Origin of the sequence: Zobellella aerophila (assembly GCF_039539325.1) — a bacterium.
GTDB classification, from domain to species: domain Bacteria; phylum Pseudomonadota; class Gammaproteobacteria; order Enterobacterales; family Aeromonadaceae; genus Oceanimonas; species Oceanimonas aerophila.
The window spans coordinates 1613548-1635725 of record NZ_BAABCX010000001.1 but is presented as its reverse complement, the minus strand read 5'-3'; the positions used below and the strand labels follow the sequence as shown (position 1 = coordinate 1635725).

Here is a 22178-nt window from a genome sequence, read left to right as displayed (position 1 = left end):
AGTGTGAGGCCTTGCGGTCGAGACTACAAAGCAAGAATGGTTCATCAGTTTTCCAGATGTTGTTGACCCAGACTGGTCAACAACCCAGTTTATGCCTGGCGGCGATAGCGTTGTGGTCCCACCTGACCCCATGCCGAACTCAGAAGTGAAACGCACCCGCGCCGATGATAGTGTGGCAGCTGCCATGTGAAAGTAGGTCACTGCCAGGCACCCAATTTAGTCCCGTACTACACAGCTTTTGCGGAGCGGTAGTTCAGTTGGTTAGAATACCGGCCTGTCACGCCGGGGGTCGCGGGTTCGAGTCCCGTCCGCTCCGCCATCAAACAAAAAGCCCTGACCTGACGGTCAGGGCTTTTTTTTTTACGGCTGCGCCGGACCTTCTGGAAGAAATCGGCACGCCATTATGCCAATAGAATGAGACACCAGATCAATCTTATCCAATCCATCGCTTGAAGCAGCTGTGAGCCGGGGGGGCTGGCTGAGCCAACTGCTGGCCGGTGTAATGGGATTGTGTTCAAGAGAATAATGCCAACCTGATTAAATAGATTGTAAACATCCCTGTTTTAGTTACACAGCAAATTAGAGTTTTCCGCCCATTGATGTTTCGCCAAATACTCCCATGGTGTCAGATCCTCCAGGGAATCGTAGGGGCGTTCATCGTTGTATTCCGTCATCCAGGATTCGGTCAGCTCCCGAACTTCGGTGAGGTTCCTGAACACATACATGTTCAGGAGCTCGTCCCGGTAAGTTCGATTGAAACGCTCGATATAGGAATTCTGGGTTGGTGTTCTCGGCTTGATAGATTCCAGGGCAACTCCGTTCTCTTCAGCCTAGTCTGCCAACACCATAGAGATGAATTCAGGGCCGTTATCCATGCGCAGTTTGGCCGGATAGCCTCGCCAGGCGATGATTCGTTCCAGAACCCAAATGATCCTCGGAGCTGGCATGTTCAGATCGATCTCGATGGCCAGCACCTCCCGATTAAAATCGTCCACCACGTTAAAGGTGCGGAACCGGCGACGGCAGAACAGGCTGTCGCTCATGAAATCGACGGACCAACACTGGTTGATGGTTGAAGGCACGCTCAACGGTTCGGGGTTCCGTGTCGGGAGCCGCTTTTTACTTCGACGTTGCTTGTTCAGACTCAGTGCACAGTACAGTCGGTGCCCCCGCTTGTGATTCCAGCCATGTCCCCACCGTCTCAGCACTTTGAACAGCCATAGGCGGGATAACGTTCAGCTGCGCTCTGAAGGGCAGCGATGACTGGCGTGTCTCTAGACGTATCTGGGCGGTAGCGATACACCGAGTCACTGATGCCAGCGACCCTGCAGGCCCGGCGTGTAGTGACGCCATGAACTTGCTTGAGGTAATCAACCAACTCTCGTCGAACCGCCGGCTTTACAGCTTTTTTCGATGACGTCCTTCAGCAACTTGTGGTCGAGACTGAGCTCGGCGTACATCTGCTTCAGGCGGAGGTTCTCCTCCTCTAGCTCCTTGAGACGTTTCACATCGGAGGCTTCCATGCCACCGTATTTGGACTTCCAGTTGTAGTAGGTCGCATCGGATATGCCGTATTCTCGACAGACTTCCTTGACCAGACGACCGCCTTCGACCTCTTTCAGGATCTTGGCGATCTGCGACTCGCTATAGCGTGATTTTTTCATGTTGTTCTCCGTTTGCCTCATTGTAGGCCGAAGAACTCTCATGATATATGCACCGATTTTAGGGGATGGTTACACCGGAGCTGACATCCCACTCACCGTGATACTTCCTGATCCAGGTATGCAGAGTGTTGACGTTTATACCCAGCTCTCTGGCGGTCTGAGTGACCGGTTGTTCAGATTCCACGGCCAGCTTGACCGCGGCTTCTTTAAACTCAGCTGTATAGGAATTGGCTTTCTTCTGCTCATGACACACACCTTCTATGGGCAGGTGATGTTACCTGCGTCTGTGTGTCCGGAAAACTGTTGCCAGATCCTTTCTATTTCTGGAAGGATAAAAAGTGAGGGTTTGATTGTGGCACCCGGCACTGTCACCGGCGTACCAAGACAGAAACGAGACCCATATAGGGTCTCGCGAAGCTGGTGGCGACAATAAGGATATTTACCGAAAAGCGAGATCCCTCAGGAACAGGGCTATCTGGGGGAAGGCGATCAGCAAGACGGTGACCACGAACAGGATCAGCAGGAAGGCCGGCACGCCCCGGATGACGTCGATAAACGGGCGCCGGAACACGGCCACGGCGGTGAAGATGTTGCAGCCGAAAGGCGGCGTGGCCGCGCCGATCGCCACCTGCAGGGTGATCAGCACACCGACCAGTACCGGGTCGAGCCCGGCCGACTTGACCAGGGGCGCGAAGATGGGCACCAGGATCAGGATGACCACCACGGAATCGACGAACATACAGCCGATGAAGAAGGCGATATTGATTGCCACCAGGATCATGATGGGGCCTGCCTCATCCAGGCCCATCGCGGCGATGAGCTGTTGAGGGATCTGCGCGTAGGATAATACCCAGGAGAAGGCGGCGCCGGCGGCGATCAGGATGAAGACCACAGAGGTCACTGCGCCGGTCGACAGCGCGATGTCGAAAATATCGCGTGCCTTGATCGAACGGAAAATGATGAGTTCGAGGATCAGTGCATAGAGTACGCATACGGCCGCCGCTTCGGTGGGGCTAAAGATGCCGCCGTAGATACCGCCGACGACGATCGCCGGGAATCCCAACGGCCAGACGGCACGGCGTATGGATAGCAGGCGCTCACCCCAGCTGGCCTTGGGCTCAACGGGGATGTTGTGCCGCTTCGCATACCAGATGCAGTAGAGTGAAAACAGGGCAATGATCAGCAGCCCCGGTCCCAGGCCGGCGATGAACAATTCGGAGATCGAGGTGCCGGAGATGACGCCATAGATAATCATGCCGATCGAGGGGGGGATCAGGTAAGCCAGGTCGGCGGCATTGACGATCAGGCCGATCGAGAAGGCATCGTTATAACCGGCCTTCAGCATCCTTGGGCGCATGGCGCCGCCGACCGCCACCACGGTTGCCTGGGTTGAGCCACAAACCGCGCCGAACAGGGCGCAGGCGGCGGTGACCGAAACGGCCAGCCCGCCGCGGATGTGACCCATAAAGCGCATGACCACATCCACCAGCCGATCGGCTGAATGGCCTCGGGTGATGATATCGGCGGCGAGGATAAACATGGGCACGGCGATTAATGCAGCCGGTTTGACCCCGCCGATCATCTGTTGTACGACCACCTGCAGGCTCAGGTCCGGCATGTAGACAATAAAGGCCAGCATGGCCGCAGCCAGTAGCGGCATCATCATCGGGAAACCGGCCAACAGCAGCAGGATCATTACCGCTAACATCATCATCGTCATGATTTACTCTCCTTGCAGCCGATCGGCGCACTCGTCGCTTTCGCCGCCTGATCTTGCTCCGTGGTTTCAACAATATGGTCCTGCTGGTACAGGTGCATCACTTCGGCAATCTCGGGATCCAGGTATTCATCCACCGTACTGAAGGAGATGTAGACATCTTCATCGGCCAGGTTCAGGTTCCTGAATGCCGTCAACACATACTGGATGCCGGTCACGGCGAAGCCGAGCACCACCCAGATATAGGTCAGATAAAGGGGAAGCTGTAGCGCAGGGGTCACTCGTCCCCGGCTGGCGAGCTTGGCGACGTATTCGAGAGCATACCAGGCCAGGATGAACATCGCCACGGCGGTCAGGGAGGCAATGGCGACCATCAGCAGCTTCTTGTAGCGCGCCGACAGCAGGTCATAGAGGGCGGACATCCGGATATGACGTCCCTTGCGGGTGACATAGCCCAATCCCATAAAGGTGATGATAACGATCAGGAACTCGTTGAGTTCTTCGGTGAAATAGATACTTTGCGAGAACAGGTAACGACCAAACACATTGGCGATGGTGTTAACGGCCATGATGATGATGCCCCAGCCAAGCACGAACATTTCGGCTTTGCCGATGAGCTTGTCGGTTAGGGTCAACATCCTGGTTAGGGCGGAATGTAAGGGCATCGGCTTGACCTCGGTCCGGGTAAGCGGAGTGGAAGGCCAGCCCCCTTGCTGAGCTTAGGGGGCTGGCCACAGCAGGTTAAGGCTTCGCCGCTTCGACCTCGGCCAGCAGCGTATCGAGCAGCATTTGTCCTCGTTTGCCGGTGATGTCGATATAGGCCGAATGGGTTGCCTTGCTGCGCTCACGGAAGGCTGCGCGTTCCTCCTCGGTCAGTTCAATCATCTTGATATCGGGTCTGGCCGCCTTGATCCTGGCCAGCTTGTCCTCGTTGAACTGGTTGACCACCTCATGAGTGAAGTCCTGCATTTCGGCTGTGGTCTCGCCGATCAGTCGCTTGCGTTCGGCCGGCAGGCTGTTATACCAGTCGGTACCCGACATCACCGAGGTCACGAGCTCCTGCTCACCTGCCCAGATCATATAATCGGTCACTTCGTAAAATTTCATTTCTTCGATGGCCGGCACGGGGTTGATCTGGCCGTCTACCTGCTTGAGCTGCAGGGCGCCATAGACTTCGCCGAAGGGCAGGGGGGTTGGGCTGGCCCCCAGATCATCGTAAGCCTTGAGCAGGATGGGCGACACCATGACGCGCATCTTGAAGTTATCGAAGTCGGCGGGGGTGCGAATTTCCCGGTTGGTGGTCCAGACCTGCGGACCTTCTGAATACATGGTATGAAGTTTCAGTCCCCTGGCTTCAAAGTCTTTGCCGAGTTCACCGTAAATCACCTGACTCGAGCCCAGCAATTTAGAGACGGCCGCGGAGTCTGAGGGCAGTGTGTAGGTCAACAGAAACATCTGGGACTCGGGCACTATGGTGCCCAGGTTGCCCACAGATACGTTGGCAAACTGCACCACACCGTCGGCGACCTGTTCAACCAGTTCGGTGGGGGTGCCCAGGGAGCCAAGGTGATAGACCTTGACGGTGACATCTCCATGGGTTTTGTCTTCGATGCGTTTCTTGAACTCCTGGGCGTAGGCATCCATGATCGAGCCGGGAATTTCCTCGATTGCAAACTTCCATTCCTCGGCCATGGCGAGGGCGGGGCTCAGGGCGACGGATGCCGAAAGCGCCAGCGCTTTCAGTCGTTTCTTGAGTTCAGCCATGTTCGGCATCTCCTTTGATTGTCAGGTTATGTGTTGTGACAAAAATGTGAATCCTTTCGTAACAACCTCAGTATTGCAAACCCTAATCCATCCAAAAATATAAATTTTAATATGTATACATTTTAAAATTTAATGTATTTTCGACTCGGACAGGCAGTAAAATCCGGAGGCCTAGGTGGCGAGCTACTCGATGAAACATATGCTGACTTTCTGCACCGTCGCAGAATATGGCGGCTTCGTTGGTGCCGAGTCGGTGCTGGGGATGAGCCAGCCGGCGATCAGCACGCACATCCGGGATTTTGAGATCCGGCTTGGATTCCAGCTGTGTCATCGTGGGCGGAGTGGGTTCAGCCTGACCGAGAAGGGGCAAGTGGTTTATCGCAAATGTCGTGAGATGCTCAACAATATTTCGGATTTTGAGGCCGAGCTTGGCGAGTTGCGCGATAAACTGACTGGCACGCTGCGCCTGGGGTTGATCGACAGCACCATCACCAATCACGATTTTCCCATCCCCGAGGCTATCCATCGTTTCTACAGCCGGAAGAACGACGTATCACTCAAGTTGGTGGTGCTGCCTCCTGAAGAGCTGGAGCGGGAACTGCTGAATGGCAACCTGCATATTGCGCTGGGTTTGTTCCATAATCGGCACAACGCGCTGAGTTACCGGCACCTGTGCATGGAAGCGCACAGTTTTTACTGTGGGCGCCGTCACCCGCTGTTTGGGCTGGCGGATGCGGAGATCACCCTCGAGACCCTCAGGCAATATCCGGTTTCCTCACGCACCTACCTGCAGCATGCCGAGCTACAGGGGATGATGAAAGCCCGGGATGTCGCAGTGGTATCCAATATGGAAGCACAGGCGATCCTGATCACCAGCGGCAGCTTCCTCGGGTTCCTGCCGACCCATTACGCCAGGCAATGGGTCGAGCGCGGGGAAATGCGTGCTTTCGACCATCTTAACCTGTCCTGGCAATCTGAATTCAGCATGGCGATGCGGGCGTCTCCGGCACCGCAGGATATCGTCAGGATCTTTGCCGAAGACGTTGAGGCAAGCATCAAGGCAACGACTTTGAGGCGCTGACCCCCTAAGCGGTACTAACGGCTACTTTTTTCCAAAATCATTACACATTTCATCATAAAATGTAATATGAACATATTAAATTTTATATTTTTAGATGTATTGGCGTCTGCAATACTGAGTTTGTCATCGACGCTCAGACCCTCATCGGCATCCGGGCGTTTATCAGCCAAAGCACCGGTCGGTCAGGCCGTTGGTTAAACAGGGGTAGACAATATGAGTGGAAATGCCTACGAAAAAGGTCGCTTGAACCTGCCGTTTGTTGGTTTCTGCACCTTCGGGAAGAAGCCGACCTGCGAAGACTGGGATAACATCAGGGCCGACGTTGCCTTTATGGGGGCGCCCTTTGATTGTGGCACCCAGTGGCGTTCAGGGGCTCGAATGGGGCCGCGCGCCGTTCGTGAAGCCTCGACGCTATTCTCCTTCGGCCACAGCGGTGCTTATTCTTATGAAGAGGACGTGATGTACCTGGATGGCGTCAACATCGTTGATATCGGCGATGCGGATATGGTACATACCAACACCGAGCAATGTCATGCCAATATCGAATACGGTGTACGCAAGATCCTGGAATCCGGCGCCCTGCCGGTGGTCGTCGGCGGTGACCATTCGGTCAATGCGCCCTGTATCCGTGCATTCGAGGGCCGTGGGCCTATCCATATCATCCAGATAGATGCCCACCTCGACTTTGTCGATGAGCGTCATGGTGTCCGCTTCGGTCACGGCAACCCGCTGCGCCGTGCTTCCGAGCAGGAGTTTGTCACCGGGATGACCCAGCTGGGGATCCGCAATGTCTCCTCGTCCAACCGTGCGGATCACAAGGCGGCAGAGGATGCTGGCTCCACCATACTGTCCGTGCGCGATGTGCGCCGGCTGGGCGCACAAGGGGTATTGGAGCTGATTCCGAAAGGGGTTAACTATTACATCACCATAGATATCGACGGTTTTGACCCCTCCATCGCCCCCGGTACCGGCACTCCGAGCCATGGTGGTTTCACTTACTACGAAGTGATGGAGATCCTGCAGGGGGTGGCGTTCAGTGGAGAGGTCGTGGGCATCGATCTGTGCGAAGTGGCCCCAGACTATGATCATACCGGCACCACCAGCATACTGGCGGCGCAGGTACTGATGAACCTGATCGGCTATGTCTTCCACGGCCGTCAATTACGTCAGCAAGGTCAATGAAAGCAAAGCCTGCCGGCGTCATTGCCGGCAGGCTTGTCATCACATGGCCCGGTCCTGGCGCCATGGCCTCCATTCTTAAGCCCCGGTTCACGTTGCCAAGTGTACTCCGAGAGGTTTCGCGTACTTACGCCGCCTTCCGGGCCCGCGCGGTACTATAAACGGTGATCCGTATCCTGTCTGTCCTGTAATTCAGGCTCGGGGGGGAGGCCGAGGGTGGGCTCGATACGGCCCTTGCCGGCATGCATGACGGACTCGGAGGCGGCTGGCTGCTTGAGAGCCATTTGAATTTCTTCCCGCAACTCTTCTTCTGTCGGCCATGTCTTGGCCGACAGGTGTACCAGGGGCAGGCCAGCATCGACCACCGCTTGTAGCAGGCTGTGATGGTTGCGGTGCTCGGTCTTACTCAGGCTGTCATCGATCAGGGCTATCGCCAGCCTGACCTTGAGATCCCGGGGCGAACAGAGCACGAAGTCCAGCCGCTCGCCATAGATCCGATGCCAGGCCTGTTCCTGGTGCGCCTTCTTGAGTTTGGGCGATAGCGCCAGCACATCCGTAAGCCGGACCGCGGGAAATATCCTCAACTCCCGGCCGATTGCCCCCTCCAGCAATTTCAAGGCCGTCGCCTCTTCCGGACCGAACAGCGGCTTGAGCCGATAGGGTTGCTTGGGGGAACGACGGAACAACCGCCGCAGCAGGCCGATAGCCAGGATTAATACCAGCAGGATGACGGCGGAAACGACCAGCCAATCAATCAGTGAAATAGGGAATAAGTCAGTCATAGGGCCCGCTGTAAAGGTCTGGTTTAGATTGAACCGGCTCAGTGTACTGAAGAGCGATAAAGATGAACAGGTTCGGTCGGATCGTCATCAATAATAAATAGCACAGATATACGCCTTCACTGGCTTGTCCGGGCAGGCCCCCTTATAATCGCTGTCATTAGAAAACCTTATTAGAGGTCCGGATGTCCCGGCGACTGCCCCCGTTAAATGCGCTCAAGGCGTTTGAAGCCGCTGCGCGTAATCTGAGTTTTACGCGAGCGGCCGAAGAACTGTTTGTGACTCAGGCTGCCATCAGCCATCAGATCAAGGGATTGGAAGAATACCTGGGCATCAAGCTGTTCCGCCGGCGTAACCGCTCCCTATTACTGAGCGAAGAAGGCCAAAGTTACTTCCTTGAAATTAAAGATATTTTTTCGTCCATCTCCGATGCTACCGAACGACTGCTGGCACGGAGTGCCAAGGGGGCACTGACCGTCAGTCTGCAGCCCAGTTTTGCCATTCAGTGGTTGGTGCCGCGTTTGGTGCGCTTTAGCGAGATGCATCCGGACATAGATGTGCGTATCAAGGCGGTGGATCTGGACGAGGGATCGCTGACCGATGACGTGGATATCGCCATCTATTATGGGCGCGGCAACTGGCCTGGCCTGCGGGCCGACAAGCTGCATACGGAGTACCTGATCCCGGTATGCTCGCCCATGTTGCTGAGGGGCAGCAAGCCGCTGAAAACACCGGACGATTTAATGCGCCATACCTTGTTGCACGATACCTCCCGCCGGGATTGGAAAGCCTGGTTCAGGCAGCTGGATATTCAGGCGGCCAATGTCAACCAGGGGCCTATTTTCAGTCATTCTTCCATGGTGATACAGGCGGCGATTCATGGTCAGGGAGTGGCGTTGGGGCACAGCGTGCTGACCCAGCCGGAAATCGACGCGGGCCGCTTGGTGTGTCCCTTCGAGGAAGTGCTGATCTCCAAGAATGCCTATTACCTGGTGTGCCATGAAACCCAGGCCTCCCTGGGGAAGATTGCCGCCTTCAGGGAGTGGGTACTGGCTCTGGTTAATAAAGAAGAAAAGCAAAAGGCGCTGACCTGATGACACAGATATTAATCAATGGGGATGCCCAGGCGCCCAACCGGGTGCTGTTGGCCCATGGCGCCGGTGCCGGCATGGACCATGCGGTAATGGTGGCCCTGGCCGAGGGGCTGGGTGATGAGCATATCCAAGTGGTGCGGTTCGAATTTCCCTATATGCAGAAAACTCGGGAGGATGGCCGCAAGCGACCGCCCGATCGGGAGTCGGTCCTACTGGCGCATTGGCGTGCCCTGGCCGCCGAGTTTGCCCATCCGAGACTGTTTCTGGCCGGCAAGTCGATGGGGGGACGCATGGCATCCCTGGTGGCCGATGAGCTGGCGCCAAAAGGGCTAATCTTGCTGGGCTTTCCCTTCCACCCGCCGGGCAAGCCCGAGCGTTTCCGGGGACAGCACCTGGCGACCATGGCGACGCCAACCCTGCTGTTACAGGGAGAACGGGATACGTTCGGAAACCGGCAAGATGTGGCCAATGTCGATTTGGCCGAGACGGTACAGCCCTGTTGGGTAAACGATGGGGATCACAGCTTTATGCCACGCAAGTCATCTGGTTTTACCCAGGAGCAGAATCTGACCGCCGTCGTTGCCCGCATGAGGAGTTTTATTCTTGCTCAATAAAGCATGGTTTTATCTGGCTGGGCTGTTCGGGCTGACCGCCACCGCCCTGGGCGCTTATGGCGCCCATGGCTTGGCCGGCAGCGGCGTGTCGGCCTCCGCCGTCACGGCCTTTAATACCGGGGTGCAATACCAGTTTTATCATGCCCTGGCGCTGTTATTGCTGGTATTGGCGCTGCGTTACAAGGCCGTCAACGCTCTGCATTGGGCCGGAGCCTTATTTACCCTGGGCATCTTGATGTTCAGTGGCAGTATTTATGCCCTTGTGCTCCTGGGCACCAAGGGAATTGCCTGGCTTACCCCCTTGGGTGGCCTGTGTTTTATGGCTGGTTGGCTAAGCGTGCTGCTGGCCGGTCGTACCTGGTTGAGGTCTTGATGAAACAGCTATTAATCTATTGCCGTCCCGGATTTGAAAAAGAAGCGGCGGCGGAAATCCAGGATAGGGCGGCGGCCATGGGATGTCCCGGCTTTGCCCGGGCCAAGGACGACAGCGGTTATGTGGTATACGAGTGTTATCAGGATGATGACGGGGATCTGCTGGCCCGCAAGCTGCCCTATCGCGAGCTGATCTTTGCCCGCCAGATGCTGGTGGTCTGTGCCGAGCTGGATGAATTGCCGCTCGATGATCGTATCAGCCCCATCCTGGCGGCTGCGGAAGGCATGCCCTTGTGCGGCGATATTCGAGTGGAAACGCCGGATACCAACGACGGCAAGGAATTGTCCCGCTTCTGCCGCAAGTTCACGGTACCCGTACGCCAGGCACTGCGGGGCAAGGGCCTATTGACCAAGACAGAAACCAGGAACAGGCCGACCCTGCATGTGTTTTTCCTGGCCAATAACAGGCTGATGTTGGGCTATTCCTATTCCTACAATCATTCGCCCTTCCACATGGGCATCCCCCGCCTGCGTTTTCCCGCCGACGCGCCCAGCCGCTCCAGCTTAAAGCTGGAAGAGGCCTTCCATGTGTTTATTCCCAAGGAGGAGTGGGAAACCCGCCTGACCTCCGGTTTGCGCGCGGTGGATCTGGGTGCGGCACCGGGAGGCTGGACCTATCAGCTGGTCGCTCGGGGCATGATGGTGGCCGCCGTGGATAACGGCCCCATGAGCCCATCTCTGATGGATACCGGCCAGGTGAAGCATTACCGGGAAGACGGCTTTAAATTCCGTCCGGTGCGTAAGAATGTGTACTGGCTGGTGTGTGACATGGTGGAAAAACCCGCCCGTGTGGTGGCGCTGATGGCGGACTGGCTGGTGAGCGAAGACTGTCAGGAGGCCATGTTTAATCTTAAGTTGCCGATGAAAAAGCGTTACGCCGAGGCGGTATATAATCTGCAGCAGCTAAAGGAAAAACTGGAGGAACTGGGGGGATTTCAAGTACAGGCCAAGCAGTTATATCATGATCGGGAAGAAATTACCGTGCATGTATTTCAGCCGCGGAAGGTGTCAAAACTTGTACCTAAGCCCTAATAAGGATTCATCATCGGTGACCTTGATATCGATCTCCAGGTTATTCTTGGGGTCGGTCGGCCTGATTCGCACCTTGACCCCGTCTCCTCTCAGCCTTAACGATGATTTGTAGCGGCGACCGTCAACGTTGAGGTTGGGCCTGTAATTTTTGATCGACAGACTGACCGAGCTTTGCGGTGTGAGTTGCAGCCGGGGGAAGGCCCTCACCCGGTTTGCACCTTCCTGGTTTTCCTGCAGCTCTATATCCATCCCATAGCGCGCGGGGCTTTCGCTGATCAAATTGCGGGGGTCCAGCGAAAAGCGCCAATTGAAGGTTTCTGCTGGTAACGACAGGGGGATGATTAACAAGACGAAGTACAGCCGGCTGTCCATAATTGCTGCCACCATTTCCAAACTCACTAGTATTAGTTATAGCAGCTTTATGTGTCGCCCGAGGTCGAACGCAAGCAGGGAATGGGGCATGGCCCCATTCCCTATCGTTATAGCCAGGGCTTAAACCCGATAAGTATTTCAAAGATTGGCAATAATTGCCTGGGTGAATTCGGTGGTACTGGCGTTCCCCCCTAAATCCCGAGTCACGGTTTTGCCTTCGGCAATGGTTGTGCGCACGGCTTCCCGGATTTGGCGTGCCTTGTCTTGCATCCCCAAATGTTCCAGCATCTGGATAGAGGCGAGGATCACCGAGCAGGGGTTGGCAATATTCTGACCGGCAATGTCTGGCGCAGAGCCATGCACGGCTTCAAATATGGCTACATCCTTGCCGATGTTGGCACCCGGCGCCATCCCCAGGCCACCGACCAGGCCGGCACACAAATCAGATAAAATATCGCCGAACAGGTTAGTGGTAACAATGACATCGAAGCGCTCGGGGTACATCACCAGATTCATACAGGCGGCATCCACAATCATCTCGTTGCTTTCGATATCAGGGTAGCGTTTGGCTACCTCTCGCGCAACTTCCAGGAAGAGGCCGGAGGTGGATTTAAGGATGTTGGCCTTATGGACCGCAGTCACTTTTTTACGCCCTTCCTGGCGGGCCAGCTCGTAGGCGGCGGTCACTATTCGTTCGGCGCCTTCACGGGTGATCACGCTCATCGCCTCGGCACTGGCATTATCGTCCGAGCGTTTCTGCCCCATGCCGGAATACATGCCTTCGGTATTTTCCCGAATGGTGATGATATCTATATTGTTGAACCGGCTTTGGGTGCCTTCAAAAGAGACCACGGGGCGGATATTGGCGTAGAGGTTAAAATGTTTGCGCAGGGAGACGTTAATGGAAGTAAAACCGCCGCCAACCGGGGTGGTAAGGGGGCCTTTCAGGGTGATTTTATTTTTTTGTATCAGGTCAAGGGTGCTGGGGGGGAGGAGTTCACCGTGCTTTTCCAGGGCCATCAGGCCGGCATCGGCGAAGTCGTAATGGAAGTTACAACCGGCGTGATCCAATATTTTCAGGGCGGCGTCGATAATGCTGGGGCCTATGCCGTCACCCGGGATCACGGTAATACTGCGTTTACTCATGGGCAGCTTTCCGTTATCTGTAATTATAAGAATAGAGTCGCTAGAACAGCCGGATATTTATAGCATTTTTAAGGATTTTCCGCCATTTATCTTTAGTCTAACGCCGGTAACGCAGATCTTTCAGGTTAAATCCCAGCTCGATGTCATCCACCAGCTTGACCAGTTGCCGCGCCAGCAGGGCTTGGGAGGCATGCTGCCGGACCCTTTGCTCATCTCGTTTTTCCACTCGGGCAGCCAGCAATTGATCCAGGCTGCCGTGGTGCTGCAATAACGCCTGGGCCCGCTTGGGACCTATGCCGGGCACCCCCTTGATGCCGCTGCCGGAGACGCCGGTCAGGGCCCAGTAATCCACCAGTTGTTCTACCGCCAAGCCATATCGTTGCTGTACATGATCAGCGTCCAGCCAGCGTTGGTTAAAGTGATCCCAGAGTCGCACCCAGGGATTCAGCAGTTGGCAAAATCCCTTGTCGGTTGACACTATGGTCACCTGACGTTGATGGGCGGCTAGGGTATTGGCCAGGGTAGCAATCAAGTCATCGGCTTCGTCTGTATCTGATAGTAGGGCATCTATGCCCAACTGCCAGAACGATTGCTGTAACTGCTCCAGATGTGCCGCCAGTTGGTCGGGCATGGGAGGACGGCCTGCCTTGTAGTCGGGGTGGAGTCGATGGCGGAATCCCTTGGGTGCCCCGTCAAATACCGCCACCACATGGCTGGGCGTAAATTGGTTAAGCAGTTTCTGGGCAACCTGTTCCACGGCAGTCCGGGTCGTTGCCAGCTGGCTGACTTCATCCTGATGCTGACTCGTCTGTACCGCGTAGATGCGGCGGATGAGGTTGAGGGCGTCGATAATAAGTAGTTGCATGATGTTAAAGTCGGGGAGTCATGATTGGGGATCAGGGTTAGCTGTTTCCCCACTCACTGTCACTGGTCAGCGGTTAATACGATAGCAGGGCACATACTGGGAGCCGGGCAGCTTCATACGTTGTTGGTCTACAAATTGCTGCAGCAGCTTATCCATCATTTTCATCAGTTTAGGTGCACCATTGATCAGGAAAGGTCCTTTTTTCTCGATGGCGCGGATGCCGCCCTCCTTGACGTTGCCGGCGACGATGCCGGAAAACGCTCGCCTCAGGTTGGCCGCCAGTTGTTGGGGCGGCTGTTCCCAGTGCAGGTTGAGGTTGGCCATGTTTTCATGATCGGGTACAAAGGGCAGCTGAAACTCGGGCTCTATCTTCAAGGACCAGTTAAAGGAATAAGCATCCCCCACCGACTTGCGGTAGTCGCGTACCAGGGGCATGGCATTTTTCAGCTGGCGGGCGACCTCGGCAGGATCATCGATGATGATTTGATACAGACTTTGAGCCTCCGGCCCAAGGGTATTGCCGATAAAGTCGTCCACGCTTTTAAAGTAGCTGGCACTTTCCTTGGGCCCGGTCAGTATGATGGGCATGGGCTGGTGCCGGTTTTCTGGGTGCATCATAATGCCCAGGATATAAAGGATCTCCTCCGCCGTGCCCACCCCGCCGGGAAACACGATAATACCGTGGGCCATGCGTACAAACCCCTCCAGCCGTTTTTCGATATCCGGCAGGATCACCAATTCGTTGACAATGGGATTGGGTGGCTCTGCGGCGATAATCGAGGGCTCGGTCAGGCCGATATAGCGGCTGCCGTTTACCCTCTGCTTGGCATGCCCCACCGCAGCCCCTTTCATCGGTCCTTCCATCGCGCCCGGGCCACAGCCGGTACAGATGTTCAGCTCGCGTAGGCCCAGTTCGTTGCCTACCTCGCGGGTATACTGGTATTCGGTGGCGTCGATGGAATGACCACCCCAGCAAACCACCAGGTTAGGGTCAATACCGGGATGGACGGTGCCGGCATTGCGCAGGATGGAAAACACCAGATCGGTAATATGTATCGACTGGGTCAGGTTCAGCTGCTTGGTGAGCTGCAGGTGGCTGTGCACATAGATGATATCGCGCAGCACGGAAAACAGGTGGTCCTGGATACCGCGGATGATCTCCCCGTCCACAAAGGCGTGCTCGGGCGGGTTAAACAGCTCCAACTTGACCCCTCGTTCCCGGCGGATCACATTGACATCAAAGGATTTATAACGTTCGAGGATCTCTTTCGAGCTGTCGGTTTTGCTGCCCGAGTTGAGCACCGCCAGGGCGCAATTACGAAACAGTTGGTAAAGATTCCCGGAAGCCGATTGTTTGAGGCGATCCACTTCAATTTGCGACAGCAGGTTCATACTGCCGACAGGGTTTATATGGGTGATCATGGATACTCCGTGAGTAATATTGTTATTTTTTCTGCAGCGGACACCTGAGAACTCATCTCGGTCAGGTTAACTGCCTGATCCGGATAGTGTTACAGCAGTGGGAACTTGGTTCAGAGACGCCGTCAAGCCATCCCTGGAAGTACAGGGCCGCCGTTTATCTGTATTGCCGACGACCAAAATGTATCGATATGTTGAGTGGTCATTAGGTACCGAGCACCCCAGTGTATCAGTATTAGTAGCAGCTATTTAGCAACCATATCAAGAAGCTATGGGGTCCGGCACCAGGCTTGTCCAATCAATGCGCTGTTTTTGATGGGAGCTGTTCACCTTCACCAGGCCCTTGTGAATGGCCTGAATACAACAATGACGAATATCTCCGTTAAAGAAGGCGGCCTGCTGACAATCGACCGCCAATAACTCCACCCAGGTAGCATCTCCGGTCTGTTCCGACAGCTGATGGGCGGCGGCCATGGCCAGATAGAGGATGTCGCTCAGGCGCATATCATCCATCGCATGGGGCGCCTTGGGTAAAAAAGGGTGGCCGATAATACCGATGGCCAGCCGCCGGTCCAGTTCGAACGGGCAGGGAAACTCATCAAACATGCGTTCAATGCTGGCAATGGCCTGCTGTAGCTCCGGCACTTGGCGCTGGGATATCACGTAAATAAACTGGCCGTCACGCAGATCATAGATACGGGCCTTGGGATGAATGCGTCCCTGCAGATAGTCGCCCAGGTTTTGCTGGATCTTAAGGGCATAATCCAGTCCCAGTTTTTCATTGAGATCGGCCATAAAGGGAACGCGGATCAAAAAATAGTAAATTTTGTCGTTGAAGGGCTGCGCAATGGCTTCATTCAGATACCATTGTTCGGACCTTTGCTGGCGCTTGGCCATTTCCTGGGGCAGGCGCTGCATCAGCTGGCGCCAGTTGGACAGCCCGGTCCTGGGCTCGACCAGCAGGGATTGTTGTAAGCCGTCGGCCTTAAGCTGCAGGCGACGGCAGCGGATATGATTACGCATCAGCCCATAGAGCAACAGGGGGGAGATCAGGCTCAAACCGACGGCCAGCATGGCGAAGCGTTGCCGCTCTTGCTGCAGGTTGTCTTTCTGCAGATGCAGCTCTGCCAGCTCCCGTTCTTGCTGTAACTGCTGGTCACTTTCCTGTATCAAGCTCTGGGTCAGCAGTCGGTTCAATTGTGAGGCCCGCTCATAGTAGTTATGAAAGGCCTGCTGGTGGGTGAGGGCCTGGCGATAATTGCCGTTCTGTTCATAGCCAAGGGCCAGCAACCTGTGGCTTTCAATCAGGCGGGGCACATCGTCCAGTTGCTCCGCCAGGGTCTGGGCCTTTTCCAGCTGTAACATGGCCAGGCCAGGCTCTTGCTGATCCTGATGCAACCTGCCCAGCAGCAGCAGGGTATCAACCAGGCGTGGCTGATCATTTTGCATTTGGAAGCGGGCCCGGGCCAGGTTGAGGTAGTGCAGGGCATCCTTGAACTGTTTCAGGTTCAGATAGGATTGGCCAACCTCATAATAAAGCCGGGACATCAGGCCGGCATCTCCCTGAATACGCACCAGATCCATGGCGTTAAAAAAATAGACCAGGGCCAGGTTGGCGTCATCATTGGCCCGGGTGACCCGGCCAAGGCTGATCAGTGAACCGACCAGCAGCGGGCCGTTACCCAGCAATTCAAACTCGGTGGTCGCCTGGTTGGCGTAGAACACCGCTTTTTGCGGATTTCCCAGCCCGGCATACAAGGTCGCCGCATTTTCGGCGGCCAGGGCTTTGAGATAATACTGATGTTGCTCGGTCAGCAGCTCCAGGGTTTCAACATAGTGGGACAGGGCCAGTTCGGCCTGTTGCAGCAACCGATAATAGTCGCCCAACAGGTAATTGGCCCAGGCCTGCAACTCCAGATCTCCCTGTTGTTGTGCCTGCAGCCTTATCTGTTCAAAAGCCAGTTTGGCCTCGTCAAATTTATGCTGTTCGAGCAGGCTTTCGGCCTGCAGCAATTGCAGCTGCTTCGCCAGCAGCTCCCGATCCTGTTTGCTTTGTCCGACCAGTTCCTCGGCCTGGGCAAGTAGTAGCTGGGCCTGATCCGTTTTGCCCTGGGCCAGGGTCAGTTTGGTTTTCAGTAACAGGCTGGCTGCCTGACTGTGAGGCTGCCTGGCATTTTTGCCGAGTTCGATGGCCTCATCGAGGCTGGCGTCGGCGGGCAGCATCAGGCCCTCGTTGGCCTGGCACAAGGCCTGTATTTGCAGGGCCGCCAGGGTTTGTTCCCGGGTGCGATAAGTGTTGCCCTGATCCTGATAGACACGATCCTGGCGGGAATTGATCAGCTGTTCGGGATCCGCCTCATCCCGCTGCAGGAAATAGTTGGTCAAGGCGATGCATTCGGCAGGGCGGCTGATCAATAGCTGTCGCGCCCGCTGTAATTCAGCAGGCTCAGGCTGGTATTCGAGCAGGGGAGGGGAACCGGCTAGATGGGACACCAGGACGGCGACAGACAGAATCACTATATTAGGCTACCGAAAAAACAACATATAAGATGGCAGTTTACGGAGCTGTCCGCTTATAGTCCAGCCCCGCCATCCATGCCCGGGCGATAAGCAAAAACACCGGCATGGTTTAGGGTGTGTCCCGTTACTGGCGCAACAACCGCACATTGGCCGCCTTTCCGGGGACATTGCTGCGGTAGGGGTTGATATCCAGGCCGCCGCGACGGGTATAGCGAGCGTAGACGGTCAGGGCCTGAGGCTGGCAGTGGTGCATCAGTTCCATAAAGATACGTTCGACACACTGCTCATGAAATTCATTATGCTGACGGAAGGAGATCAAATAGCGTAGCAGGGCATCCCGTTTGATACGCGGCCCCTGGTAGCGGATCATCAGGCTGCCCCAATCGGGCTGGCCTGTCACCAGGCAGTTGGATTTCAAAAGGTGGCTGTGCAGGGTCTCGGTGACCACTTCCGCTTCGGTGGCGTCACTCAGCATGCCGGCACTGGGTTGATACTGGTTGACTTCGATATCCAGGTCATCGATGCAGTCTCCGGGCAGGTCCCCAAATTGTGCCGGTGCCGAGTGCAGCTCAAATAGGGTGACCTTGACCTGGCCCTGGGCGCAGATTGACAGGTCCCGGGTCAGTATTTCCTCCACTTCTTCCAGGTCGGCAAAGCGGCTTTGGTTAAAGCTGTTGAGGTACAGCTTGAATGACTTCGATTCGATCAGGTTGGTGCTGGTGGCCGGCACCCGTACTTCGCCCATGGCGACGATGGGCTTGCCCTTGGGGTTCAGCCAGGACAATTCATACAGACCCCACAAGTCTTCCCCATGGAAAGGCAGGGCCTCGGCGTCCAGCCCCAGATCATCCCGGTTCAGGCTGCGGGGCACTGGCTGCAGCAGGCTAGCATCATATTCACACACATAACCGCTTTGTTTGCCCAGAGGCAGGTCTGCCAGTGCCTTGCTGTGCTGGTATTTCTGTTCAGGTGTCATTTTCAATTCCGGTTGGTAGAATGCGCGGCATTAACGCCTTATTGTGAGACTTTGGCATGCAAGATCAAGTGGTGATGGCCCTGGGCGAATTCTTTACCCGCTGGCAGCGCCTGGGAGGCCATGGCTTGGTTGACTACGATAAAGAGTTCCTCTCTCCTGCCGAATACCTGCCTCCCCGGCAGGGGCGGGTAGCCTGGCGCCCCTGGTGCAGGCCGGTTCCCGGTTCGTTTGACAACCTGGCCAGGGCGCTGGCGATGCCGATACATCCGGATCTGGCTTCCTATTATGGTCATTATTTCGCCGCTCATGTCACGGCCTGCTTCAAGGGGCTGTTTATCGATTTACTACAACCCTGGAACCAGGATGATTTTGAACGCCTGCAGGAGAACCTGATCGGCCATCAGTTGATGCAGCAACGCCTGGGCCTGCCGGCGACCTGGTTCCTGGCGAGCTGCCGGGACGAGCACCGGCTGGTGTGCCTGGACAACCATACGGGTGAAGTGATTCTGGAACGGTTGGGGAAAGGAAAAATCGGCGTGCTGGCGCCGACGCTGGCCGGCTTTTTAGGTCGGCTGGAGCCGGTGAGAGTGGGGGATTAGGTTTTTCCATTCCCCATTCCCCATTCCCTAGTTCTTAAAATCCCAGGATAGATTCGATACCAGCCGGCAGGGCTCGCAATAGAAGTCGAAGATATCATGTAACGGTTCGCTCAGCCGCCAGTCGTTGCCACAGCCGGGGCAGGGCCGTTGCTGCTCTTTTTCCAGGCTTTCGCCGCCGACCCGGTACAGGTAATAGAAGGTCGGCACCCGGGTCAGGTATTCGATGCGCTTGGCCAGATCCCGGCCGCGTCTGGCCAGGCGGCTGCCGGGCTCGCCCAGCTCGGCCAGGGCAGCATGCTCCATCACAGAGCCGTTCATCTGCAGTTGATCACAGGCCTCCCAATCTTCCTGCCACTTCAATACCTGCTTGTGGTCGCCATTGGCCACAGCCGGTATCTTATACAGGGGAATGGGCGAAAAATGCTTGCCGCAGCGCAGGGGCGAGCAGGTGTGCAGGTAGGTGGTGTAGAGCAACTGCCAGCCAGGGGAAGTACAGTCATCGGTGGTGTCCGAGTTCAGATCCTGGCCCCTGACCTGCAGCTTGGGTGCCAGCAGGCCGACCTGCTGCAGCTGTTCGATGGCCAGTTCCACCTGTCGACTGTGATGCCGGGGATGCAGGCTGTCCCGCTCGGGACAGACCACCCGGCTGGTCAACCAGCCCTGATGAATGCTGGTGGGAAATTCCCGGCCGAGGATCTGGCCATTATAGCGCAGGGCATCCAGCAGTCGGCGCACGGCCTGTTCGGCGTCGGCCAGCTGGATATCCTGGTAGCAGTCAAAGGTCAGTTCACAGACCCACATCAGCCAGCCTTCCCGGCCAGCAACTGTTCCAGCCGGGCCACCCGCTCCTCCAGCGCATTGATGCGCTGTTCCTGACTTGCTTGCTGGGCGGCTTTGGTCTGGGTCTGCTCAGTCATGGGGGCCAAGCTGGCGGGGGACTGCTTGTATTGATTGACCAGCTGGATCAGGCTGGCCATGTTGACCGGCCCGCTCATCCGTGCCCTGACCGCGGCGGTAGACACGCTTTTGCCTTCGCTGATCAGGCTGTGGATGGCGGCAATAATATCCTGACTGGACATGGCTACTCCTTAACATTAACAGGGGACGGGAAGGAGGGAACGCGGTCGCTGCCCTCCTTCCCGCTGCTTTTCGTCACCGTAAACTGACGTTTAAGTGATCGATAATCTCGGCCCAGTCGGAATCATCCAGCAGGCCTTCCTTTAAAAAATTCGCCTGGGCCTTGCTCCAGAAGGGAGCGTCCACCAGTTCCATATCGGGGGGAAGGCGGTGGCTGGCCAGGAAGTGCTCGATACCATCATGGCTGGCGTCCAGACCCAGCTGTTCAAATAATTCACTAAACGGGTGAATGATGTGTTCCATACAGCCTCCTTGTGTGGTGTCCCCTATAGCATAGGCTAGGGTGTGTTCCATTACTGTGCATTCATTACGCTGAGGCTGTGTCCCACGTTAGCCGGCTATCGCCGGCTATCCATGGACCCGCTATGCATTGTGCCGGCTGCCTCGATCATGGCCTGTTGAGGTAGCGACGACATCACGAACAGTAACGGGACACCTCCTGGTTCAGGGTTCTCTCAACACCGGCAGGGACACATCCACCACCCTCAGGCCATGGAGCCAGAGGTCCCCTTCATCGCGCTGCAAACCATCGTGGCTGAATTCAAATTTAAATTGGGCCAGCAGGCGACCCTGGCGCCAGCGATAACGGTAACGATAGAGGGTCAGCAATTGCAGGTCCTGCCGACGGCAATACTGTCTCAGCCAGTGATAGGCGAATTCGCTTTGCCGGCGAATATGCCAGTAGCCGGCGGCCAGCAGGGCCAGGGCCAGGATGGCTAATAACTCGGTCATCGGGTGAGGGTCAGCAGGTTGCCGATGGCGGCCCGCAGCTCGTCCGACAGCGCCGGGTTGTGCAAATTGGCGAGGATCAGCGGGCGTAGGGCCGGGGTGGAGACCAGCTCGGCAAACAGGCCGTTAAACAGGTCGCCGTGCTGCCTGGCCAGAATATCCAAAAACGCGAACAGCAGGGCCTCGTCGGTCAGTTCCTGCCAGAGCCGCGCTGCTATGGTCAGCATCAGGGTCTGCCCCGGCGCCATGGCCAGCAGGCTGGACAGTTTGTCCCGGCGGGCGGCAAAGGGCGTACAACCGGCAGTGGCCCTCAGCAACAGGGCGATACGCTCCTCATCCGGCTGCTGTCGCTCCAGCTCGGGGTTGATGGCGTCGAGCAGCGTCCGGGCCAGGGGGGAGGGGATGGTGTGGTGTTCACACTGGCTCAGCAGGACATTTTGCACCGGCAGGGGCAAGTCGAACAGGCGGTCGGCCAGTTGCCGGCACAGCGCTTCGTCGGAAGGCAGCCTGGCAACCAGATCGGCCAGTCCCTGCAGGCCAAGGGCTTGCCAGTTATCCAGCCCGGGAGCCTCCAGGTAGGCCTGTGCCGGTGCCAGGTAGGCCGACGGGGGCAGACCCAGATCCAGGCTGAGCCGGGCATGGAAGGCGGCCAGCTTGTCCTGGGGCGGTTGAAAGGTAAAGGGCGTCTGCGCCAGTTGCTGCTGTTGGGCGTCGGTCAGGGGCGCCCCCAGATCCTGGCCCAACTGCTCAACCAGGGCGGAGAGAAAGTGCTTGACCGCCGCCGGGTTCAGCAGTCCCCGCTCATCCAGGGGCAGTTTTAAAAACCAGATATAAGGTGGCTGGCCAGGCTTCGACCAGTAGCTCACCGCCAGCCAGGCATGGCGTTGCAGGGGCCAGGGATAAGGCCGGCGGCCGGCCTCGATCTCTTCAAAATCGGTATTTTTCAGGGGTTGCAGGCGGCGGCCCAGGTCATAGAGGCAAAACTTTGTACCGGCTCGGGTTAAAAATTCGCTCAAGGTATTGATTTGCATTGGGGCCTCCTGTTCAGACAGGCGGAAT

General features: G+C 56.4%; 23 protein-coding genes, 1 tRNA gene, 1 rRNA gene and 1 pseudogene. 9 read left to right on the top strand and 17 right to left on the bottom strand.

The genetic code is table 11. The features are described 5' to 3' along the window. Positions 1-94 precede the first annotated feature (94 nt). Together rrf and ABD806_RS07600 are read left to right on the top strand one after the other, a co-directional pair. Positions 95-209: ribosomal RNA gene (gene rrf, locus ABD806_RS07605) — 5S ribosomal RNA — on the top strand. Positions 210-242: 33 nt separating this feature from the next. Beyond that, positions 243-319 (top strand) — tRNA-Asp (locus ABD806_RS07600). Between the two features lie 244 nt (positions 320-563). On the opposite strand, the pseudogene ABD806_RS07595 reads toward ABD806_RS07600, so the two are convergent. From ABD806_RS07595 to ABD806_RS07580, 5 genes and pseudogenes are all read right to left on the bottom strand, one after another. Beyond that, positions 564-1664: pseudogene (locus ABD806_RS07595) on the bottom strand (IS3 family transposase). Positions 1665-1722: 58 nt separating this feature from the next. Then, positions 1723-1917: a transposase gene (locus ABD806_RS18020; protein WP_425583079.1), complete on the bottom strand. Its 195-nt coding sequence runs from the start codon at positions 1915-1917 to the stop codon at positions 1723-1725. A gap of 186 nt (positions 1918-2103) precedes the next feature. Next, complete coding sequence (locus ABD806_RS07590) at positions 2104-3384, bottom strand: TRAP transporter large permease (protein ID WP_344956393.1); 1281 nt, start codon at positions 3382-3384, stop codon at positions 2104-2106. After that, positions 3381-4046 carry a TRAP transporter small permease gene (locus ABD806_RS07585; RefSeq protein WP_344956391.1) on the bottom strand — a complete coding sequence of 222 codons (666 nt, stop codon included), beginning with the start codon at positions 4044-4046 and terminating at the stop codon, positions 3381-3383. Before ABD806_RS07585 ends, ABD806_RS07590 begins: the two co-directional genes overlap by 4 nt. Positions 4047-4122: 76 nt before the next feature. Then, positions 4123-5145, bottom strand: coding sequence for a TRAP transporter substrate-binding protein (locus ABD806_RS07580; RefSeq protein ID WP_344956389.1), 1023 nt, complete (start codon positions 5143-5145; stop codon positions 4123-4125). Positions 5146-5335: 190 nt separating this feature from the next. On the opposite strand from ABD806_RS07580, the gene ABD806_RS07575 reads away from it, so the two are divergent. Then, positions 5336-6226: a LysR family transcriptional regulator gene (locus ABD806_RS07575; protein ID WP_344956387.1), complete on the top strand. Its 891-nt coding sequence runs from the start codon at positions 5336-5338 to the stop codon at positions 6224-6226. 213 nt (positions 6227-6439) lie between these two features. Continuing rightward, positions 6440-7408, top strand: coding sequence for an agmatinase (gene speB / locus ABD806_RS07570; RefSeq protein ID WP_344956385.1), 969 nt, complete (start codon positions 6440-6442; stop codon positions 7406-7408). Positions 7409-7560: 152 nt separating this feature from the next. Here speB and ABD806_RS07565 read toward each other — a convergent pair whose 3' ends face one another. Beyond that, positions 7561-8187, bottom strand: coding sequence for a DUF2726 domain-containing protein (locus ABD806_RS07565; RefSeq protein ID WP_344956383.1), 627 nt, complete (start codon positions 8185-8187; stop codon positions 7561-7563). A 182-nt stretch (positions 8188-8369) separates the two neighbouring features. Here ABD806_RS07565 and ABD806_RS07560 point away from each other — a divergent pair, with 182 nt between their 5' ends. From ABD806_RS07560 to rlmM, 4 genes are read left to right on the top strand one after another with little or no spacing between them, the layout of a single operon-like run. Beyond that, positions 8370-9278 carry a transcriptional regulator GcvA gene (locus tag ABD806_RS07560; protein WP_344956381.1) on the top strand — a complete coding sequence of 303 codons (909 nt, stop codon included), beginning with the start codon at positions 8370-8372 and terminating at the stop codon, positions 9276-9278. Beyond that, a complete protein-coding gene (locus ABD806_RS07555) occupies positions 9278-9892 on the top strand; it encodes an alpha/beta fold hydrolase (RefSeq protein WP_344956379.1) in 615 nt (204 codons plus the stop codon). Before ABD806_RS07560 ends, ABD806_RS07555 begins: the two co-directional genes overlap by 1 nt. Next, positions 9882-10265: a DUF423 domain-containing protein gene (locus tag ABD806_RS07550; RefSeq protein ID WP_344956377.1), complete on the top strand. Its 384-nt coding sequence runs from the start codon at positions 9882-9884 to the stop codon at positions 10263-10265. The genes ABD806_RS07555 and ABD806_RS07550 overlap by 11 nt, the downstream gene beginning before the upstream one ends. Further along, positions 10265-11356, top strand: a complete 1092-nt coding sequence (gene rlmM, locus ABD806_RS07545; RefSeq protein ID WP_344956375.1) for a 23S rRNA (cytidine(2498)-2'-O)-methyltransferase RlmM — start codon at positions 10265-10267, stop codon at positions 11354-11356. The genes ABD806_RS07550 and rlmM overlap by 1 nt, the downstream gene beginning before the upstream one ends. Here the strand turns inward: rlmM and ABD806_RS07540 are convergent. The 6 genes from ABD806_RS07540 to queF form a co-directional block, all read right to left on the bottom strand. Beyond that, positions 11333-11743, bottom strand: coding sequence for a hypothetical protein (locus ABD806_RS07540; protein ID WP_344956373.1), 411 nt, complete (start codon positions 11741-11743; stop codon positions 11333-11335). The two genes, rlmM and ABD806_RS07540, sit on opposite strands and share 24 nt — an antisense overlap. A 123-nt stretch (positions 11744-11866) precedes the next feature. Next, on the bottom strand, positions 11867-12874 hold the full coding sequence (locus ABD806_RS07535; RefSeq protein ID WP_344956371.1) for an isocitrate dehydrogenase: 1008 nt from the start codon (positions 12872-12874) through the stop codon (positions 11867-11869). Between the two features lie 97 nt (positions 12875-12971). Beyond that, entirely contained in the window at positions 12972-13742 is a 771-nt protein-coding gene (xni, locus tag ABD806_RS07530) for a flap endonuclease Xni (RefSeq protein ID WP_344956482.1), read from the bottom strand. A gap of 63 nt (positions 13743-13805) precedes the next feature. Continuing rightward, positions 13806-15161: a nucleotide 5'-monophosphate nucleosidase PpnN gene (gene ppnN, locus ABD806_RS07525; RefSeq protein ID WP_344956369.1), complete on the bottom strand. Its 1356-nt coding sequence runs from the start codon at positions 15159-15161 to the stop codon at positions 13806-13808. Positions 15162-15419: 258 nt separating this feature from the next. Beyond that, the gene (locus ABD806_RS07520) at positions 15420-17675 is read right to left on the bottom strand and encodes a tetratricopeptide repeat protein (protein WP_344956367.1); all 2256 of its coding nucleotides are present in this window, start codon (positions 17673-17675) and stop codon (positions 15420-15422) included. Positions 17676-17802: 127 nt separating this feature from the next. After that, entirely contained in the window at positions 17803-18654 is an 852-nt protein-coding gene (queF, locus tag ABD806_RS07515; RefSeq protein ID WP_344956365.1) for an NADPH-dependent 7-cyano-7-deazaguanine reductase QueF, read from the bottom strand. Positions 18655-18710: 56 nt separating this feature from the next. On the opposite strand from queF, the gene syd reads away from it, so the two are divergent. After that, positions 18711-19253, top strand: coding sequence for a SecY-interacting protein (gene syd / locus ABD806_RS07510; protein ID WP_344956363.1), 543 nt, complete (start codon positions 18711-18713; stop codon positions 19251-19253). A gap of 27 nt (positions 19254-19280) precedes the next feature. Here the strand turns inward: syd and ABD806_RS07505 are convergent, their stop codons facing one another. The 5 genes from ABD806_RS07505 to ABD806_RS07485 form a co-directional block, all read right to left on the bottom strand. Further along, a complete protein-coding gene (locus ABD806_RS07505) occupies positions 19281-20054 on the bottom strand; it encodes a Zn-ribbon-containing protein (RefSeq protein ID WP_344956361.1) in 774 nt (257 codons plus the stop codon). After that, complete coding sequence (locus ABD806_RS07500; RefSeq protein WP_344956359.1) at positions 20054-20332, bottom strand: hypothetical protein; 279 nt, start codon at positions 20330-20332, stop codon at positions 20054-20056. The genes ABD806_RS07505 and ABD806_RS07500 overlap by 1 nt, the downstream gene beginning before the upstream one ends. Before the next feature lie 73 nt (positions 20333-20405). Continuing rightward, positions 20406-20633 carry a DUF2789 domain-containing protein gene (locus ABD806_RS07495; protein WP_344956357.1) on the bottom strand — a complete coding sequence of 76 codons (228 nt, stop codon included), beginning with the start codon at positions 20631-20633 and terminating at the stop codon, positions 20406-20408. A gap of 201 nt (positions 20634-20834) precedes the next feature. Beyond that, on the bottom strand, positions 20835-21122 hold the full coding sequence (locus ABD806_RS07490) for a DUF3301 domain-containing protein (RefSeq protein WP_344956355.1): 288 nt from the start codon (positions 21120-21122) through the stop codon (positions 20835-20837). Further along, positions 21119-22150 (bottom strand): DUF3549 family protein, encoded by a 1032-nt coding sequence (locus ABD806_RS07485; protein WP_344956353.1) that lies wholly within the window; start codon positions 22148-22150, stop codon positions 21119-21121. Before ABD806_RS07485 ends, ABD806_RS07490 begins: the two co-directional genes overlap by 4 nt. Positions 22151-22178 lie beyond the last annotated feature (28 nt).